Source organism: Arthrobacter sp. efr-133-R2A-120 (assembly GCF_030209835.1).
GTDB lineage: Bacteria > Actinomycetota > Actinomycetes > Actinomycetales > Micrococcaceae > Arthrobacter.
Window position 1 is genome coordinate 42,459 of sequence record NZ_JARVRF010000014.1, and the last position, 16,142, is coordinate 58,600.

General features: G+C 64.7%; 13 protein-coding genes and 1 tRNA gene. 3 read left to right on the forward strand and 11 right to left on the reverse strand.

The window, feature by feature from the left end:
• Window positions 1-37: 37 nt before the first annotated feature.
• The 5 genes from QRN52_RS09085 to QRN52_RS09105 all read right to left on the reverse strand — a co-directional run bounded on the left by QRN52_RS09085 (window position 38) and on the right by QRN52_RS09105 (window position 4,027).
• On the reverse strand, window positions 38-865 hold the full coding sequence (locus tag QRN52_RS09085; protein WP_284752406.1) for an amino acid ABC transporter ATP-binding protein: 828 nt from the start codon (window positions 863-865) through the stop codon (window positions 38-40).
• Window positions 852-1,517 (reverse strand): amino acid ABC transporter permease, encoded by a 666-nt coding sequence (locus QRN52_RS09090; RefSeq protein ID WP_284752407.1) that lies wholly within the window; start codon window positions 1,515-1,517, stop codon window positions 852-854. Before QRN52_RS09090 ends, QRN52_RS09085 begins: the two co-directional genes overlap by 14 nt.
• A 15-nt stretch (window positions 1,518-1,532) precedes the next feature.
• Complete coding sequence (locus QRN52_RS09095; protein ID WP_284752408.1) at window positions 1,533-2,351, reverse strand: amino acid ABC transporter substrate-binding protein; 819 nt, start codon at window positions 2,349-2,351, stop codon at window positions 1,533-1,535.
• Between the two features lie 246 nt (window positions 2,352-2,597).
• Window positions 2,598-3,305 carry a hypothetical protein gene (locus tag QRN52_RS09100; protein ID WP_284752409.1) on the reverse strand — a complete coding sequence of 236 codons (708 nt, stop codon included), beginning with the start codon at window positions 3,303-3,305 and terminating at the stop codon, window positions 2,598-2,600.
• Window positions 3,302-4,027, reverse strand: coding sequence for a hypothetical protein (locus tag QRN52_RS09105; protein ID WP_284752410.1), 726 nt, complete (start codon window positions 4,025-4,027; stop codon window positions 3,302-3,304). Before QRN52_RS09105 ends, QRN52_RS09100 begins: the two co-directional genes overlap by 4 nt.
• Window positions 4,028-4,300: 273 nt before the next feature.
• Between QRN52_RS09105 and QRN52_RS09110 the strand changes: the two genes are divergently transcribed.
• Window positions 4,301-5,971 carry an ABC-F family ATP-binding cassette domain-containing protein gene (locus QRN52_RS09110; protein ID WP_284752411.1) on the forward strand — a complete coding sequence of 557 codons (1,671 nt, stop codon included), beginning with the start codon at window positions 4,301-4,303 and terminating at the stop codon, window positions 5,969-5,971.
• Window positions 5,968-7,881, forward strand: coding sequence for an ABC transporter ATP-binding protein (locus QRN52_RS09115; RefSeq protein ID WP_284752412.1), 1,914 nt, complete (start codon window positions 5,968-5,970; stop codon window positions 7,879-7,881). The genes QRN52_RS09110 and QRN52_RS09115 overlap by 4 nt, the downstream gene beginning before the upstream one ends.
• A 16-nt stretch (window positions 7,882-7,897) precedes the next feature.
• Here the strand turns inward: QRN52_RS09115 and QRN52_RS09120 are convergent, their stop codons facing one another.
• The 6 genes from QRN52_RS09120 to QRN52_RS09145 all read right to left on the reverse strand — a co-directional run bounded on the left by QRN52_RS09120 (window position 7,898) and on the right by QRN52_RS09145 (window position 15,181).
• Window positions 7,898-8,830: a GGDEF domain-containing response regulator gene (locus QRN52_RS09120; RefSeq protein ID WP_284752413.1), complete on the reverse strand. Its 933-nt coding sequence runs from the start codon at window positions 8,828-8,830 to the stop codon at window positions 7,898-7,900.
• Entirely contained in the window at window positions 8,827-12,132 is a 3,306-nt protein-coding gene (locus QRN52_RS09125) for a PAS domain-containing hybrid sensor histidine kinase/response regulator (RefSeq protein ID WP_284752414.1), read from the reverse strand. Before QRN52_RS09125 ends, QRN52_RS09120 begins: the two co-directional genes overlap by 4 nt.
• Window positions 12,129-14,150, reverse strand: a complete 2,022-nt coding sequence (locus tag QRN52_RS09130; protein ID WP_284752415.1) for a glycosyltransferase family 2 protein — start codon at window positions 14,148-14,150, stop codon at window positions 12,129-12,131. The genes QRN52_RS09125 and QRN52_RS09130 overlap by 4 nt, the downstream gene beginning before the upstream one ends.
• An 88-nt stretch (window positions 14,151-14,238) precedes the next feature.
• Window positions 14,239-14,655 carry an NUDIX hydrolase gene (locus tag QRN52_RS09135; RefSeq protein WP_284752416.1) on the reverse strand — a complete coding sequence of 139 codons (417 nt, stop codon included), beginning with the start codon at window positions 14,653-14,655 and terminating at the stop codon, window positions 14,239-14,241.
• Window positions 14,652-15,107 (reverse strand): DUF6314 family protein, encoded by a 456-nt coding sequence (locus QRN52_RS09140; protein WP_350225142.1) that lies wholly within the window; start codon window positions 15,105-15,107, stop codon window positions 14,652-14,654. The genes QRN52_RS09135 and QRN52_RS09140 overlap by 4 nt, the downstream gene beginning before the upstream one ends.
• A gap of 1 nt (window position 15,108) precedes the next feature.
• Window positions 15,109-15,181: transfer RNA gene (locus QRN52_RS09145), tRNA-Arg, on the reverse strand.
• A gap of 155 nt (window positions 15,182-15,336) precedes the next feature.
• On the opposite strand from QRN52_RS09145, the gene QRN52_RS09150 reads away from it, so the two are divergent.
• Window positions 15,337-16,101, forward strand: coding sequence for a DUF998 domain-containing protein (locus QRN52_RS09150; RefSeq protein ID WP_284752417.1), 765 nt, complete (start codon window positions 15,337-15,339; stop codon window positions 16,099-16,101).
• Window positions 16,102-16,142 lie beyond the last annotated feature (41 nt).

Sequence of the window (16,142 nt, forward strand, 5' to 3'; positions counted from 1 at the left end):
GGCGAGGGTGGCGGTGGGGACTAGTTGGGAGGGAGGGTCAGACGTCGTGCTGGAGGCGCTTGACGAATTGCTTGGTACGTTCCTCCCGCGGCTCCCGCAAGACCTCCGCGGCGGGACCGCGTTCCACCACCACGCCGCCGTCCATGAAGATGACTTCATCGGCAACCTGGCGGGCGAAGGCGAGCTCATGAGTCACGATCACCATGGTCCACCCCTCGTCGGCGAGTTCCTTGATGACACCGAGCACTTCACCCACGAGCTCCGGGTCCAGGGCTGAGGTGGGCTCGTCGAAGAGCAGAAGTTGTGGCTTCAGGGCCAATGCGCGCACGATTCCCACGCGTTGTTGCTGACCGCCTGACAACTCGAAGGGGTAGGCGTCCCGCCTGTCTGCGAGGCCTACCCGGGCCAGGAGCCGCTCGGCCTCTGCCACGACTTCCGCCCGGGGACGCTTCTGGACCTGGAGCGGTCCCTCGATGATGTTCTTGAGCACCGTCATGTGCGGGAACAGGTTGTAGTGCTGGAACACCATGGCGCTACGGTCCCGGAGGGCGGCGATCTCCCGCTTCCCGACGGTGCCGGCGAAATCGAGGGTCAGTCCCGCGCCGGACCCCCGGACCGTACCGGCGTCGGCGTCCCCGAAGGTGACCGTGCCGGCGTCGGGCACTTCGAGGCCGTTGAGCGAGCGCAGGACCGTCGTCTTGCCCGAACCGGACGGCCCGATCAAGGCGACCACCTGCCCGCGGCGGACATCGATGTCGATTCCGCGCAGCACCTTGTTGCTGCCGAAAGCTTTGGCGAGGTCCCGGGCGGACAGCACCAGCCCGGAGTTCCCTTGGGCGGCGTTGCTGGGCTCAGTGGGCGACATAACGGTCCAATCTGCGCTCCAGGGCGGACTGGCCCGTGGAGAGGACGAGGCAAATGACCCAGTAAACCAAGGCGGACTCGAGGTACAGGATCATGAATTCCTGGCTGAACGCGGCGATCTGCTGGGCGTTGCGGAAAAGCTCGGTGACGAGGATGAGCGAAGCCAGCGAGGTGTCCTTCACGAGGGAAATGAAGGTGTTGGACAGTGGAGGCACCGAGACCCTTGCCGCTTGCGGGAGGATGATCCGCACGAGCGTTTGCGGCCGCGACATTCCGATAGTGTGCCCGGCCTCCCATTGGCCCTTGGGCACGGACAGGATCGCCGCGCGGATGACCTCGGCCGCGTAGCCACCCACATTGAGCGAAAACGCGATGATGGCGCTGGGCCACGGCTCCAGCTTCACGCCGATGCTTGGGAGGCCATAGAAGATCACGAACAACTGCACCAGCAGGGGGGTCCCGCGGATCACCGAGACGTAGAAGCGTGCGATGCCGGAGAGCAAGCTGTTGGGGCTCAAGCGCAAGAGCGCGACGAGGAGCGCCAATGCCAGGCCAAAAGCGAACGAGGCCAAGGTCAGGGGGATGGTGCCCGTGACGGCGCCGCCGATGATTGGCCCGAAGGAACTCCAGACGAGGTCCCAGTTGAAGGTCATCTGTTTGGCCGCCGGCTACTTGGTAACGTCTGCGCCGAAGTACTTCTGGGAGATCTTGGCCAGGGTTCCGTCGGCTCGAAGGTCCGCCAGGGCTTTGTCCACTGCGGCCTTGAGTTCGGTTGATCCCTTGCGGAAGACCATGGCGCTTTGGGTCTTGTCGGTGGTCTCCGCGGCGATCTTCAAACCGGAGTCCGGGGTGCTCTTGGCGTAGTCGAGGTAGGTCAGCTTGTCGTTGACGGTTGCGTCGACGCGGCCTTGGCGGACCAGGGTGGCGGCTTGCGCCCAGCCTTCGACGGACTGGACGTTGGCGCCTGCGTCAACTGCCATCTTGTAGAAGTTGCTGGTCAGTGACTGGGCGGTGGTCCTGCCTTTGAGATCGGCGAAGCTGTTGATGGAGTTGTTGTCGGACTTGGTCACGACGACGCCATTGGAGATAGTGTACGGCGCCGAGAAGTCATACTTGGCTGTGCGCTCAGGGTTGATGGAGATCTGGTTGGCGATCGTGTCGAAGCGCTTGGAATCGAGGCCCGCGAAGATGCCATCGAACTGGGTTTCCTGGAATGTCGCCTTTACTCCGAGCTTGGCGGCCACGGCCTGGGCGATTTCGACGTCGAAGCCCGTCAGTGGACCTGCCCCGTTCTCATGGAAGCTGAAGGGCCGGTAGGTGCCTTCCGTGGCAATAACGATCTCGCCTTTGGACTTGATGGCGGACAGCGAGGTGTCTCCACCCGACGTCGACGACGGCGATGAGCCGCCGCCGCAAGCGGACAGTGCCAGCGCGACGGCGGCAAGGGTTGCGGACAGTGCTGTGCGGCGAGTGGGCAGGCTCTTCATGAAAGCCATCTTAGTCACGGGACCGGACTGGGGTGCTGCGGGCGGTGCCCGAAAGGACGCTTAAAAGGCTGAGTGGGGGCGGTCCCCAACAGCCCGCCACCACTCATCCCCCCAAAAGTGCTTCCGCACGCGCCACGAACCTTGGAAACCCGTTCATTGATTCAAAGGTCAGGCTGCGTCGCCTTCACACATTCATAATTATGGCACGATATAATGGATTTATGAAAGAGGTTACGCGGTATGTTTTTAAATTACCGTGCGGCTAGTCCGCCTGGCAACGGTTTTTGACAGCCAGATGCCTCCCAAGCCAAGCGCAGTGGCCAGAGCGGCAGAGTAATTGATAAGCGGACGCAGCCACGTATTCGATAGCGGGATGAGCGGAAAGACCTGCGAAACCGTCAGCAAAGCAAGGCCCAGGAGCAGTGTCGCAGAGGCGGCCCGGAGCAGAACGGGACCGGAACCTCGAACGGACCGCCAGATGCCCGGGATGAGGCATACGGCAACATAGCCCGGGTAGAACCTGCCCAAGGCCGCATAGAGATCAAGGGCCGGCCCCTGGTCCAGGTCATTCAGGCCGACAGTGGAGTCCCGGGTGTCCATCGAGAAGAAAAAGAAGGCCGTGAGGACCCCGGTTGCTCCCAAAACGGCCAGGCCAACCGGCCCCCGGATGGCACGTTCCCCGCTAGCTGAGCCAAAGGCCCTGGCCACCTTGATGCCCATGAGCAGGAACGTTCCGTAGAGCATGAACCGGAGCAGCAGGTTGCCGAGGTTGAAGTTGCCGAGCCACCCGTCAATCAGCAAGTAGGGTTCCTCGATGCTGAGAAGGATGTCGAGGGAAATCAGTGCGAACAGGACGAACATCATCCGGTTCTCGCCCCGTACGGCGCTGGGAATGCGAATGGCCGTCAAAATGAGGCAAATGGAGAGCGTGGCCCACGCCAACACGGTGGTCATCCCAGGTTCTCCCAGATTCTGTTGGTGTGGTCGAGCTCGTGCTCATGGCGGCGCAGGGCCTTGCCCAGGGCTTGCAGCCGTTCTCCGGCGAGCAGGGCTAGTTCGCCTTCCGTCATCCTGTCCAGGGCGTCCCGCCGGGCTCCGGGGCGCCATCCTGCTTCGGCCTCAGTGACGAGGCCGCTGGCTACGAGGCCTCCGGCCGGTCCGACGCCGCCCGCCCGGGACGTTGCCAAGGCCAGTTCCGGGGGAAGCCGGTTGGCGGTCAGGTGCGCGGAGAAGTTCTGCGGTGCGATCCCGGTGGCGTCGCTCACCCGGTGGCGCAGCTCGCCGTCGTCGATCGCGTCCACCCAGTTCCTGACTGAACTCGCGTGCGGGGTCTCCGCCAGGACCAAGGGCGCGACGCCCTCCCTGGGCTCCTCGCGCTCGACAACTGCACGCAGCAGATCCATGGTGGAGACCTGGCTGACGAGTTCCGCGTCAGTGGGCGGAACCGGAGTCCCGCGAAGCGCCGCGTAGGCCTCGAATTGTGCCAAGGCATCGAAAGGATTCATGTCGAAGGCCCGGCTGATGCTCACGAGCGAACTCTCGGCCACCTTGCCGCGGACCAATTGCTGGGCCAGCGTGGTGCGTTTCACTCCCGAAAAACGGCAGACATCGGCCGTGCTGGTGTTCGGGGCGATCCCGTGCAGCCAGCGTTGGAACGCCTTGGAAGGGAGGGACATGAACCACTTTCTGATGGACGGTGACTGGAAGACGGTTTCTGGCGGACGGTTTCCGCCAGGACTGGCAGGACTGGCAGGTCTGAGAGGTCGATTTTACGATGCTGGCACATTGAATTATGCTTGATTCTCGAACCCGCTGGTCCGCACACCCCCCAAGTACGGACCAGCGGGTTCTTCCATGCCCCGGTCTTTTCGCGGCAGGGTATTCGCACGGCCGCCCTTTCGCGTGGCCGGCCTTTCCGCTCAGGAGCGGAGCAGTGAGAGGATAGACCAATGACTGCAACGCTTGTCGCCAAAGAGCTCTCCGGCGGCCACGGTCACCGCACCTTGTTCTCGAAGCTCTCCCTTACTGTCGCGCCCGGAGATGTTGTGGGCGTCGTTGGTGCCAACGGTGCCGGGAAATCCACCCTGCTGCGCATCCTTGCGGGAGCTGACCGCCCCCAAGAAGGTTCGGTGAGCCTCGCTCCCAGCGACGCTTTTGTCGGCTGGCTGCCCCAGGAACACGAACGCACCCCCGGCGAAACCGTTGCCGCCTACATTGCCCGCCGTACTGGCTGCGCCCAGGCCACAGCCGAGATGGAGGCCGGCGCCGAAGGGCTCGCAGCCGGGACCGCGGAGGCCGACGACGCGTACTCCTTGGCTTTTGACCGCTGGATGGCATCGGGTGCCGCGGACCTCGAGGACCGGATCCCGGCGGTGCTGGCGGAACTTGGCCTGGAATCGGGTCCCGATGCCCTCATGACGGGCCTGTCCGGCGGTCAGGCCGCCCGCGTTGCCTTGGCGGCGCTCTTGCTGAGCCGCTTCGACGTCGTGCTCCTCGACGAACCCACCAATGACCTGGACCTTGACGGGCTCGCCCGGCTTGAATCATTCGTCCAAGGCCTTCGCGGCGGCGCCGTCTTGGTCTCGCATGACCGCGAGTTCCTGGCACGCTGCATCACCAAGGTGCTGGAACTGGACCTGGCCCAGAACAGCGTGGCGGTCTACGACGGCGGTTACGATTCCTTCCTCGAAGAGCGGGCGGTAGCAAAGCAGCACGCCCGCGAACGCTACGAGGAATTCGCCAACACCAAGGCGGATCTCGTGTCCCGGGCCCGGACGCAGCGCGAATGGAGTTCGCAGGGCGTCCGCAACGCCATGAAGAAGAGCCCGGACAACGACAAAATCCGCAGGGCGGCGAGCGTCGAATCCTCGGAAAAGCAGGCCCAGAAAGTCCGGCAGATGGAGTCCCGCATCGCCCGGCTTGACGAGGTGGAAGAGCCACGCAAGGAATGGCAGCTGCAGTTCAGCATCGGCCAGGCTCCGCGCTCGAGCTCCGTCGTCGCAACTTTGCGCGACGTCGTGGCACACCAGGGCGACTTCACGCTGGGGCCCGTCAACCTCCAGCTCAATGCCGGCGAACGCATTGGCATCACGGGACCCAACGGCGCGGGAAAGTCTACGCTCCTGCGGCTGCTGCTCGGGATTCAAGAGCCCGACGCCGGAGACGCCTCCATGGGTGCATCCGTGGCGATCGGTGAGATCGACCAAGCCCGGGGACTGCTGGCCGGGCACCTCGCCCTGGCAGACGCCGTCGAATCCGTCCTGGTCGAGTGGAACTCCGCGGATGTCCGCACCCTGCTGGCCAAGTTCGGCCTCAAAGCGGACCACACCTCCCGGACCGTGGATTCCTTGTCCCCGGGCGAACGCACCCGCGCGGCGCTCGCGCTGTTGCAGGCCCGCGGGGTCAACCTGCTGGTCCTGGACGAGCCCACCAACCACCTCGACTTGCCGGCGATCGAGCAGCTCGAGGAAGCCCTCGACGGCTACGAAGGCGCGCTCCTGCTGGTCACGCACGACCGCCGCTTGCTCGAAAACGTCCGGCTCGATTCCCGCTGGCATCTTGACAACGGCACCGTGACCGAACTGCACCACACTTCCGGAATGGGGAATCACAAGCCATGAGCATGGATGGCGTCGCCTGGCGCTCGCTCTACAACATCACCCGGGCCAAGAGCGGCTCCCAGCCGTTCTCCCGGGAAACCATCAAGCGCGTGCTTGCGTTCGCGAAACCGCACCGCAACAAGCTGATCGCCTTCGTGCTGGCCTCCATTGCCGGTGCATTCCTTGCCGTGGCCACCCCGGTGCTGGCCGGCAGGGTGGTGAACGCGATCATCGCCCATGCAGGCGTGGACGTCGTGGTAGGGCTGGCTGCGCTCATCGCGGCTGTGGCCGTCGCCGACGCCGGAGTGGGACTGCTGACCCGTTGGCTGTCTTCCGTGATCGGCGAAGGCGTGATCGTTGACCTGCGCACCCGGGTGTTCGACCATGTCCAGCGCATGCCCATCGCCTTCTTCACCCGGACCCGTACCGGAGCCCTCGTCAGCCGGCTCAACAACGACGTCATCGGAGCCCAGTCGGCGTTCGCGGGCACGCTCTCCGGGGTTGTCAGCAACGTCGTGTCCTTGGCGCTGACCCTCATTGTCATGCTCAACACGTCCTGGCTCGTCACCGTCCTCGCGATGGTGCTACTGCCGATCTTCCTCATCCCCGCACGCCGCATGGGCTCCAAGCTTGCCGACCTCCGTCGCGAAGCCGCGTCCCACAACGCGGCCATGGGAACCCAAATGACGGAGCGGTTCTCCGCACCCGGCGCCACGCTCGTCAAACTGTTCGGCCGACCGGACGAAGAGTCCGCCGAGTTCGCCCTGCGCGCCGGCCGTGTGCGGGACATCGGTGTCCGCACCGCCATGCTGCAGTTCACGTTCATCACTGCGCTGACGCTCGTTTCCGCCCTGGCCCTCGCCCTCGTTTACGGACTGGGCGGTTGGCTTGCGCTGAGCGGGCAGCTGGCGGCGGGCGACGTCGTCGTGCTGGCGCTGCTGCTCACCCGTCTCTATGCGCCGCTCACCGCGCTGTCGAGTGCCCATGTTGAGGTCATGAGCGCGTTGGTCAGCTTCGAGCGGGTGTTCGAGATCCTGGATCTCAAGCCGCTCATCCAGGAGAAGCCCGACGCCGTCGCGGTGCCCTCGGGACCCGTTGCAGTGGAGTTCGACGACGTCCGCTTCGCCTATCCGTCCGCGGACAAGGTCTCCCTTGCGTCGCTGGAGGAAGTGGCGACGCTTGATACCCGCGGCGGCGAGGAGGTCCTGCACGGGATCAGCTTCCGCGTGGAGCCCGGGCAAACCGTGGCGCTCGTCGGGTCCTCCGGCGCGGGCAAGTCCACTGTGGCCCAGTTGCTGTCACGCCTGTACGACGTCGACTCCGGCGCCGTGCGCTTGGGCGGGCACGGGCGAGGTACCGGCTTGGATATCCGGGATGCAACGTTCGATTCCCTCCGGGCGACCCTGGGCATGGTCACGCAGGACGGCCACCTCTTCCATGAAAGCATCGCCTCCAACTTGCGACTGGCCCGGCCCGGCGCGACGGACGAAGAAATGTGGGACGTGCTCCGGCGCGCCCGGCTCGAAGCCATGGTCCGCTCCTTGCCGGATGGACTGGAGACTGTGGTTGGGGAGCGCGGCTACCGCCTTTCCGGCGGGGAACGCCAGCGGCTGACCATCGCACGCCTCCTCATCGCCCAACCGAGGGTCGTCATCCTGGACGAAGCCACGGCTGCCTTGGATTCCACCAGCGAAGCCGCGGTCCAGGCGGCCTTGGGCGAGGCACTCGAGGGACGCACCGCCGTCGTGATTGCCCACCGGCTCTCCACCATCCGGGCCGCCGACGTCATCCTGGTGGTGGAAGACGGATCGATCGTTGAGCGCGGCACACACGCAGAGCTCCTCGCCGCGGACGGTCGCTACGCCGAGCTGTACAACACGCAGTTCGCCGAGGCGACGGCGGTGGCCCAGGAAGCTGTTCCGGAACTGTAGACGCGGTGCCGGGCTCTTAGCTCCGGGTGTGTTGACGGACTTCCGGCGCGACTTCCACGCGGTTCCGGCCGGCGGACTTGGCGGCGTACAACGCCATATCGGCCTCTTTGAGGAGCCGTTCGCTGCTGACTCGGTGGTCGGGCACAAAGGCCGAGAGACCAGCGCTCAAGGTCAGGGTGCCCGAGGGGTTTCCCGAGTGTGCAATGCCCAGGTCCCGCACGGCCTCCAGCGCGCGTGCCAGCCTTGTCTCTGCGCCGGATACCGTCTGGCCGGGCAGCAGGAAGAGGAATTCCTCCCCGCCGAAGCGGTAGATTCCGTCGCTTTCGCGCCCTTGGCCGGCAAGGGTGGCCGCAACCGACTGCAAGGCGAGATCACCGGCCTGGTGGCCATAAAGATCGTTGTATCGCTTGAAGTTGTCCACGTCGCAGATCGCCAGGCTGTAATCCGTCCCGTATCGGGCGCATCTCTGGTGCAACTGTTCCAGGTCCTCCGAGAGCTTCAGCCGGTTGTGGAGTTTCGTCAGGGGATCGGTGCGCGCTTGCTCCGCGAGGGCGGCACGGTAGCGGGCAAGATCCGTATGCAGCGAAGTCACCCTTTGCGCCACCAGCAGCCGGGTATGCAAGGCGAAAGGGTCAAGGGGCTTGGCCACGTAGTCATCGGCACCGGCCTGCATGCCCGCGACGACGTCCTCGCGTGAATCCTTCGAGGTGACAAGGACAAGGTATGTGTAGGAGTCCTCTTCCGAGCTGCGGATGGCGCGGCAGAGCTCCAGCCCGTTGAGCCCCGGCATCATCAGGTCGGTCACCACAACTTGCGGCCGGTGTTGCCTGTACAGCTCCCAAGCGGAGCTGCCATCCGCGGCCACGATGCATTCGTGGCCGGACTGCTCCACTGCTGCTTTCGCCACCAGACGCGAACCGAAGTCGTCGTCCGCCACCAGGACCTTCACGAGGTCACCGACAGGGCATGGTCCAACGCTTTGTCAACGAGGGCAAGTTCCGTTTCAAGGCCGGCCAGGAGCGCGGGATCGACCGGCTTGCCGTTTGATGAGCTGCGTTCCAATTCCTCGCACATCCGGGCCGCGCGGGCTGCTCCGATGTTGGCTGCGGCGCCTTTCAATTTGTGGGCCACTTGCCTGAAAGCATCTCCGCTTCCGGTGTCCAAAGCCTGGCGGAGCGCTTGCAGGCTCGGTTGGATGTCTTGCCTGAAGGCTTGGGCCGCGGCAGGCAGCAACCCCAGTCCGTCTGCCGGGCCGAGGTCACGCAACGTTTCGAGCCTCGCGGGGTCGAGGGCACTTTCCTTCGATGTTTCGGGTATCCATCGCGAGAGAACCCGCTCCAAATTGCCCGCGTCCACCGGTTTGGTCAAATAGTCGTCCATGCCTGCCGCAAGGCAGCGCTCACGGTCCTCATCCAGGGCGCCTGCGGTCATGGCAATGACGGGGAGCCTCCTGCGGCCATCGTCCCGTGCCCGGATGGCCTTGGTGGCCTCGAATCCGTCCATGACGGGCATATGGCAGTCCATCAGGACCGCGGCATACTCTGTGGCAGCAGTAGCGGCAACGGCTTCGCTGCCGTCGGCTACGACGTCGGCCTCATACCCGAGCTTCGCGACCATGCTGCGGGCCACGAGCTGGTTGACCTCGTTGTCCTCGACGACCAAAATCAGGCCGCGCGAAGGCTGGCTGATGGTCACGGGGATTGCTGGAGAAACCGCGGGAGCCGGGAGCGGCCGGGCCGCCACAAGACGCATGAGGCGGTCGTAGAACTCGGAGCTACGCACGGGCTTCGTCAGCCACTCCTGGACCCCGGCGGCCACGAGTTCGGCTTTGTCCACATTCATGGTGGAGGTCAGCATGATGATACGCGTGGAGTCCAGTGCGACGTCGGTGCTCAATTTGTGGGCCAGCTCCAACCCGTTCATGTCCGGCATGCACATGTCGAGCACCGCAATGTCGAAGGGACGTCCGGCGGCGGCCTCTTCGCGGCAACGGTCCAAGCCCTTTTGGGCGTCGCCGACAGCCTCCGGATTCATCCGCCAGCCCGCCAATTGTGCTTGGAGTACCAGCCGGTTGGTCGAGTTGTCATCCACCACGAGGACCCTGAGTCCCGTGAGTTGGTCGGGCGAGATCGACGGCGGAGCTGCCGCAGCTCCGCTCACTGCCAAGGGAAGGGTGGCCCAGAAGGTGCTGCCGTTGCCCAAGGAGCTGTCCACCCCGATCTCGCCGCCCATCACCTCGGTAAGCCTCCGCGAGATCGCCAGCCCAAGTCCGGTTCCGCCGTAGCGCCGGGTGGTTGAGGCGTCGGCTTGCGAGAACGACTCGAAGAGCCTGAGATGGTCTGCCTCCTCGATCCCGATTCCGGTGTCACGGACTTCGAAACGTACCCGCACGTTCGCGGATTCTTGTTCCACTACCTTCACGCTGATGACGACTTCCCCCGAGGGAGTGAACTTCACGGCGTTTGAGGCCAAATTGAGCAGGATCTGCCTGATGCGGCCAGCATCGCCCACCAGCATCGCCGGAACCTCCGGCCGGCAGTACGCAATCAGCTCCAGGCCTTTGGCCTGTGCTGCTTCGGCAAGGAGGACTGCGAGTTCTTCCACGAGGGTGCGTGGATTGAAGGGCGCAGGGTCCAGATCGACTTTTCCGGCTTCGAGTTTCGAGAAGTCCAGAATGTCGTTGATCAGGGTCAGCAAGGCTTCGCCCGCACCCTTGACGCCCTCGGCATATTGGCGCTGGGTTTCCTCCAAAGGGGTGTCAAGCAACAGGCCGGTCAGCCCGATCACACCGTTCATCGGTGTGCGGATCTCATGGCTCATAGTCGCGAGGAACTCCGACTTCAAGCGGCTGGCCTCCTCGGCGGCTTCCCGGGCGGTCACCAACTCGGCCTGGGCGATCCTGCGTTCAGTGATGTCCTGGGCTATCGTGGCGACTCCGCGGATGCCGCCGGTGCCGCGGATCGGGGACATTGTCAACGAGACCGGAACGATGGAACCGTCGATGCGGACCCGGGTTGTTTCGTGGCTGTGGGTTTCTCCACCGGCCCGGATGGCCGCCATGAGATCTCTTTCCTCGTCCTGAAGATCTTCCGGAATGATGAAGGAAACATCCCTGCCGATTGCCTCCGCGGCGCTGTAGCCGTAGATCCGTTCGGCGCCGGGATTCCAGCTGGTGATGACACCGTCCAGGGTCTTGCCCACAATTGCGTCCGCGGAGGAGTTCACGATCGCGCCGAGGCCTTCGAGCTCCGCAGTGCGTTCGGCAACCTTGGATTCGAGATCCCGTGTCAGGTTGATGTTCTCCAGGATCATGAGGATCTGGCGCGTCACGGCGAGGGCCAACACGGTGAGTCCGACGGTCTGGAGGAAGGGGTCGCTGGGCCGCCCGGTCCGTATGGGCGCCACCATGACGGCTCCGAAGACGGGGACGTAGGGGAGGAGTTCCAACGCCAGGGTGTAGAGGCGCCCGTCCGTCCGCGGACGCGGGGCGTAGGGGACCATCGGGGCGAGGGCGATCAGCAGGAACGCAACGATCCAGCCGGTGGCCAGCGGAGTTCCGGTGAGCCCCGTGACGCCGTCGGACGTCAGCTTCACATAGGTGCTGTCGGTGAACGCCAGGATGAGGAGTCCGCCGCCCAGGCAGACCCATCTGAGGCGCTCCCCGGGTGACCTGCGCATGGTGAGCATGAGGACGATGGAGACCATCACGATATCGGCAATCGGATAGGCAAGGCCCGTGAGATGGACGAGGAGGTCCTGCCCCTCGGCCTTGTACATGGATCCGAGCACGGTGGCCCAGCTCATGAACAGCACGGCGGCTGCGATCACTGCCGCGTCCAGGAGTCCGCGCACGAAAGCGACCCGGGAAACGCGTGGCCGGGGGAACAAGTAGAGGGCGATCCCGGCCGGGATCGAATAGCCCACGAATGCGGCGTCGGCTATGGAGGGGTAGGGATAGTCATGGTCGAGCGTCAGCCCGTAGAAGGTCCAGATGGATTGGCCGGTTGTCCAGACCATCGTTGCCAGGGCCATGACCCACCACGCGGGGGAGCTTTCGTCTTTGCGCCGTGCAGCCCGGGCACAACTGACTGTGGCGAGCAGCGCGGCCGCCAGGATGGCGAGATCCCCGGCGGACTGCGCCGCGGACGTCCCCTGGTTTGCTCCCAGGACGATCGCCAGGACAGCGACCGCCGCACCGGCGGCGATGACTGTCCAGGCCAGGTTGGGCTTCGGCAGACTGCGGCCGCTCATGCCGACTCCCGGGTTGCGACGGCAGGGACGCCGGGGGGAAAGCCGGGAAGAACATCATCGGGGGTATGGAACAGCCAGAGTGAGAGCCTGCGATACGCTTCCGAGTCCCGGTCACGAACCCGGAGCGAAGCGGTGTGCTCTCCCTTCGAACTTGACCAGATCCGGACGACATCCAGGGGAATCTGTGCGGCTCCCGGGAGTTCCAAAAGGACACGGCCGGATTCCGGCAACGCATCGGCCCCGACCCGGACTGCGGCGCCCCCCATGGAGATGTCCAGCAGTTGGCCAGGGGTCCCGGCAACCGTGACGGGCACCTTGATGGGAACCCGGTGGGCGCTCCTGCGCGAGGTGGCGAATTCAGAGGCTCGGATCCGGAGTGTCCCCAGCACCAGGACAACCCCTGCCAGTACCAACCAGACGCCGGCGGCAATGGTGGAGCCCGGGCTCGTCCGCCAAGGCACCCAGCCGAGGACCCCGGCGCTCGCATAGAGAATTATCGCGGCCACGATGACGATCAGCACAATGAGGATCCGCGGGGCCCTTCCGCGGAGTCGGAGTTCCGCAGCGCCTTTCGGTGTCACTTGGAACTCCAAGGACTTCCGGGAAACGAGCCACCACAGGCAAGCCATGCCGACGGGAACCCGGAAAATCCGCAGGGCGAACGCCGTCGGCCAGTGGATCTGGTGGCGCATGAGTCTCTTGGCGCCCCACAAACGGACCCAGAACATGGCTGCGAACGCAAGGGTGAACTCCACGGGCCCGGCGGTGGAGGTCTGCGCGCCGGAAACCATGACCGCCATGGGGATGATGAAGGCAATCAACGTGGCAATGCCCTCCAGCCACCATAAGGTTCCGTTGATGTATTCGTGGAAGTTCCGCCAGGTCATCCAGGTCTTGGCGGCCCAGAGGCGCTCGTACGTCAGGATCTGCATCGCGCCCATGCCCCAACGCCGGCGCTGCAGCAGGTATTGATCGGCTGTCGCCGGGGCCAGGCCCACTGCCAGGGTCTGGTGGTGGTAGACGGTCTTCCACCCGAGCCGGATGAGTTTGAGGGTCGTATGCATGTCCTCGGTGATGGTCTCGGTGGCAACACCACCTACTTCGCGAAGCGCTTTGACCCGGAGCAGGGAGGTCGATCCGCACCAGAACGGGCCTGCGCCAGGAACGTTGCGCGACGGCATGAGGACGTTGAAGAACAACCCCTGCTCCCCGGAGATTCCGTCGTCGTCGAAGGCTCCGGAGTTGTAGAACGCTTGCGGCCCCTGGATGAGGGCGACTTCCTCGTCGGCGAACCACCCCAGGGTGGCCGTCAGGAACGTCGGCAGCGGTACGTGGTCGCAGTCCAGCACGGCAATGATGCCTATTGCATCCTTCCCGGCCGCTTCCTCCGCGGCCATCAGCTCCAGTGCGTGGTTCATGTTGCCCGCCTTGGCATGGTCATGCTCCGCGCGGGTGACAACCCTCGCGCCGAAAGCCGCACACATCTCGGCAACCCACGGGCGGTCCCCGTCATCCAGCACCCATGTCTCGTGGCTCGGCTGAAGCGCGCAGGCCGCGGCGATGGTGGGCGCAAGGACTTCAACAGGTTCGTTGTACGTAGGGATCAGCACTGCGACCCTCATGCCATTGGGAGGTTCGGCAACCGGCTCCGGCGCATAACAGTCGATGTTCCACAGCGTGATGGACTTCAGGACCAGGCCTATCAGCGGAAGGGCCTCAAACGTCACCAGCGTCCACGCGACGACGAGATCCCCGCCCCCAAGAGGCATGGTAAATGCGATCCGCCACGTCAAATAGACGACCAACGCCGCGATCGCAGCTATCCCACCGGTCCTGGCCATTCTGCGGGAACGCGGAGCCTCGGGAGCGGGAGAACCCAGTTGTGCCGCCCAGCCGGCCATTCCCGCGGTCGAGTACGCCTTGACCTCGGCAGGAGTGTCACGGAACTGTGTCCGTGCTCCGTCGGTTACTGCCCCGACGTCTCCCCAGGCGCGTCGGCGCTGTTCAAGAGATTGCATGCGATCCCCCAGCTGGATCTGACGATGCAGATGTGAATTAAGTTAAATCAAACTTTGCCACCGGTAGCCTGAAAGCTCTACTGGTTCTTCATCTTTTCACGAGCAGGGGCAGGACGTGGTCCGTCAGGAGCGGAGCCAAATCGTCCGGAAGTTCAGCAGAGAGATCCAACCAGCGGATCTCCGCGATCTCAGCCGAAGGATGGGCTTCCCACGTGCCAGGTGCGGTGAAGACGGTGGCCTCGATGTCCGTCGCGGCCTCGTTGGCGGCGACGGCGAGCCAGCTCCCCAAGAGCTGCAGATCCGCCGGGTCGACGTCGATTCCGACTTCCTCGGCCAGCTCGCGGGATGCAGCCTCCGCCGCGGTTTCACCCGGTTCGGGCTTGCCTCCCGGGTGCATGAACTTGTCCGTGCCACGCTTGCGCACCGTCAGCAGCCGTCCGGCGTCGTCGTGCACGCAGACCGCGCTGACGACTATCAGGTCCTTGGTTGAACTGTTTTCGGTCATAGCTCTCTCCTTAGCCGGGATTCCAGCAGCAAATCCTTGGCCGGTCCGCGGACGTCCCAGGCGTAGCTGAAAGCGTCCTGCCCGCCCCAGAGGTAATTGACTTTGTAGTCATCGGGATCGCACCAGTGGCTGTCCTCGTTGGCGTGGTCGCGGAAGCTCATGCGGTGGAACGGTTTCCCATCCGGGAAGTAGACATCCATGGCTTCGGGGGAGTCGGAAGGCCGCAGGAGGTATTCGCGGAAGGCCGGGCCTGTGTGGGTAGGCCAGGTCATGGTGCCGTCCTCGCGAAGGAGGAGCCCGCCGTCGGGGGTTTCCGAATAGCGCACGACGCCGGTGAAGGTACCGCGGGTGCCGCCCGCCCGGTCCCACAGGGACCGTTCCACGGTCCAGCTGCCCAGCAGGTAGGCCCGCAGGTCTTGCGTCGGAGACGATTCGCGCAGCTGGTCTTTCAAGTGCCCTCGATTGGAATCGAACCAACGACACCGGCTTTAGGAGAGCCGTGCTCTATCCACTGAGCTACGAGGGCCTGTGCGCGTGCTGGAAGCTCCTGGGAGCCGCTGGCCGGGCACGCATACAAGCATACAAGCTGCCGGGGCAGCCCTCGAACACCGACGCAGGCGCGGCGACGCCTGCGACACGGGCGGAGCAGCACGCTGGTGGGCTGGCGCTAGGCTGGCCCGCATGAGAGAGCAGATGACGGCGCCGGCCGCCTCCGGCTACCACCTCCCGGAGCTGGGCACCATCCGCTCGACCATCGGAGGCTGGGCCCAATTGAGCGTGGTTCAGTATTTCGTGGCCGAATCGGCGGTGATCGAAGCATGGCGGGGTCCCGGGCCCTACGATCGCCGAACCGGGTTCATCAGCGATCTTGGCGCGCTCAAATGCGGGATCTATGAGCACCGCGACGTCTGTTCGCCCCTGCACCTGCTCATGAACGCCTCCTTTGTGGTGCAGGGCCTTGGGATGCTGTTCGGGGCGTTGCTGCTCAGTTCCGCGCTGCTATGCATTGCGGCCCGTCCCGGTGTGCGGATCCTGCAAGGCGCCGCCTACCGCAAGGCGTGGCCCACCGCCGTCGCGGTCCGGGTCCTGACGGGTATCTCCGGGCTGGGAACCGTGGTTGTTGGGTTTGTGCCGGAAGACCTTGGGTCTCCCTTGCATCTTGTGGGCGCCCTCATGTTCTTCATCGGAGGAGCATTCGCCCTGTTGCTCCTCGGGCTGCTCTGGCTGCCCCATACCGCCATGAGCTGGTTCGTCGTGGCATGCGGAACGGTGACACTGGGCGCCCTCGTAGTAGGGGGCCTGACCCGGATGGACGTCCCCGACCCCGGAACCCTGGAACGCTTGATGGCATATCCCACCACGATCGGGTTTTCCGCCGCTGGTCTCGTGGTGGCGCAAAGGGTCCGGGAAGTACGGCGAACGGCGGCGCGGCTTGCAAAACGCTGAGTTTTCGCGGGTAGCCTCGTGTCAGCGGGTGGGTAGTCTTT

Bases quoted from the DNA above. Each gene is read 5' to 3' on its own strand.
- QRN52_RS09085 (WP_284752406.1), bottom strand. From the start codon at position 865: ATGTCGCCCACTGAGCCCAGCAACGCCGCCCAAGGGAACTCCGGGCTG.
- QRN52_RS09090 (WP_284752407.1), bottom strand. From the start codon at position 1,517: ATGACCTTCAACTGGGACCTCGTCTGGAGTTCCTTCGGGCCAATCATC.
- QRN52_RS09095 (WP_284752408.1), bottom strand. From the start codon at position 2,351: ATGAAGAGCCTGCCCACTCGCCGCACAGCACTGTCCGCAACCCTTGCC.
- QRN52_RS09100 (WP_284752409.1), bottom strand. From the start codon at position 3,305: ATGACCACCGTGTTGGCGTGGGCCACGCTCTCCATTTGCCTCATTTTG.
- QRN52_RS09105 (WP_284752410.1), bottom strand. From the start codon at position 4,027: ATGTCCCTCCCTTCCAAGGCGTTCCAACGCTGGCTGCACGGGATCGCC.
- QRN52_RS09110 (WP_284752411.1), top strand. From the start codon at position 4,301: ATGACTGCAACGCTTGTCGCCAAAGAGCTCTCCGGCGGCCACGGTCAC.
- QRN52_RS09115 (WP_284752412.1), top strand. From the start codon at position 5,968: ATGAGCATGGATGGCGTCGCCTGGCGCTCGCTCTACAACATCACCCGG.
- QRN52_RS09125 (WP_284752414.1), bottom strand. From the start codon at position 12,132: ATGAGCGGCCGCAGTCTGCCGAAGCCCAACCTGGCCTGGACAGTCATC.
- QRN52_RS09130 (WP_284752415.1), bottom strand. From the start codon at position 14,150: ATGCAATCTCTTGAACAGCGCCGACGCGCCTGGGGAGACGTCGGGGCA.
- QRN52_RS09135 (WP_284752416.1), bottom strand. From the start codon at position 14,655: ATGACCGAAAACAGTTCAACCAAGGACCTGATAGTCGTCAGCGCGGTC.
- QRN52_RS09150 (WP_284752417.1), top strand. From the start codon at position 15,337: ATGAGAGAGCAGATGACGGCGCCGGCCGCCTCCGGCTACCACCTCCCG.